This is a genomic window from Microbacterium testaceum, from assembly GCF_001476655.1.
Taxonomy (GTDB): Bacteria; Actinomycetota; Actinomycetes; order Actinomycetales; family Microbacteriaceae; genus Microbacterium; species Microbacterium testaceum_C.
Genome location: NZ_LDRT01000251.1, coordinates 1 through 1,739, shown reverse-complemented (window position 1 = coordinate 1,739; position 1,739 = coordinate 1). Strand labels below are relative to the sequence as shown.

The window sequence follows — 1,739 nt, the reverse complement described above, 5'->3', positions numbered from 1 at the left end:
GCCATGCGCGAGATCCCCACCGGAACGGCGTACGCCGTGTGGGTCGGAATCGGCGCCGCGCTGACCGTCGTCTTCGCCATGGTCACGGGCGCCGAGCCCCTCTCGGTGGTCAAAGTGCTGCTCGTGCTCGGGCTGGTGGGGTGCGTGATCGGCCTCAAGCTGGTCAGCGACGCCCACTGACCAGGGACTTTTCCTGAAAGTCAACCGGATGGAACGTTCGGGTTGATCCGCTACGATCTGGCTTCACTGCACTTGTCCGGGCCCGACACCGTCGTCACTCGCCCACATCTTCCCCTGTGAAAGGTTCCGAGTGAGCGCACCGCCGAGCGAGCTTGCCTCCCCGACGCGTCCCTCGCGCGTCATCGAGCGCCCGAGTCGATACCGCCGTCTCGACCGGTTGCGCGGGTCGCGCATCGGCCGCGCCCTGCGCCAGTACGGCGAAGACGTCCTGCGTCCGCCGCAGGGCGCCGTGCCGGTGGAGCGCGGATCCTTCACTCGTGTGCTGCTGCTCTGGGCCGTGGCCCGCGCGGTGAACTTGGGCTTCCTCTGGGGCTTCTACTCGATCGCCAAGGCGGCGCGTTGGGGCTTCGGGCCCGACAGCGAGCGACTCGGAACGTTCTTCGACTACCTCACCGGGTGGGATGCCGACCGTTACGGGCAGATCGCGGCGCAGGGGTACCCCATGTCGCTTCCGATGAACGTCTCGGGCGACATCCTCCCGAACAACTGGGCGTTCCTCCCGGTCTTCCCCGGCCTTGTCCGGGTGCTCTCGGATGCCACGGGTCTGGGTTGGCAGCCGATCGCGATCCTCCTCAGCCTCGGTGCGAGCCTCGGCGCGACCTGGCTGCTCTTCCTGCTGCTGCGCACCGTCACCAAGCCGCAGCCGGCCTGGTGGGCGGTCGTGTTCTTCTCCTTCGCCCCGATGTCGTTCCTCTTCGTGATCGGGTACAGCGAAGGCCTCTTCATGGCGCTGATGTTCGGGGCGATGCTGCTCGCGATCAAGCGCAAGTACCTCTGGATCCTGCCGATCGGCCTCGTCACCGCGTACACGCGTCCGGGCGTGCTGGCGCTGGGCCTGGCTCTCGGGATCGTGTTCCTCGTCCGCTTCTTCCGACGCCGCGTCGACCCCTTCCCCGTGCGGGAGTGGGCGTCGCTCATGGTGACGGGTGGAACGATCGCCGTCGCGGGACTCTCGTGGAACCACATCGCGCAGTACGTGACCGGCACCCACAACGCGTACATCCGCACCGAGTTGGGCTGGTGGCTGGACTACGTCGGCAACGACGCCTTCACCCCCTTCACGCCGTGGTTCCGTCAGGCGGGAACGCACCTGGGCGTCGTCGGTATCGTGTTGGTGATCGCGCTGATCATCGGTTTCCTCGCGCTGATGTGGTCGCGACCGGTGCGCCGACTCGGGCTCATGGTCGTGTCGTATGCGTTCAGCTACGGGGTCTACATCTTCGCCGTCTTCCTCCCTCAGCAGAGCACGTTCCGTCTCCTCATGCCGATGGCGCCGATGATGGCCGACGAGCGGTGGTCCTCGACGCCGCGACGCCGTGCGGCGATCCTGACCGGATGCCTCGTACTCCAGGTCGTGGCGATCCTCCTGCTCTGGACGCGCGGGAACCCGTGATCCGCTGACTCCTTGTGCGAAAGGGGGGCGACGCCGTCATGGCGCCGCCCCCCTTTCCCTTCCGAGAGGTCACTCGGGGCTGCCGCCGGGGTCGACGGCGTCGATC

The 1,739-nt window shown here is 67.4% G+C and carries 2 protein-coding genes; both read left to right on the top strand.

Features of this window, described 5'->3' with window-relative positions; translation table 11 throughout:
* A partial coding sequence (locus NS220_RS18805; RefSeq protein WP_242864694.1) for a DMT family transporter occupies positions 1-180 on the top strand: 180 nt, incomplete at its 5' end.
* Positions 181-310: 130 nt separating this feature from the next.
* Complete coding sequence (locus NS220_RS18800) at positions 311-1,633, top strand: hypothetical protein (protein WP_058625469.1); 1,323 nt, start codon at positions 311-313, stop codon at positions 1,631-1,633.
* The last annotated feature ends 106 nt before the right edge of the window (positions 1,634-1,739 follow it).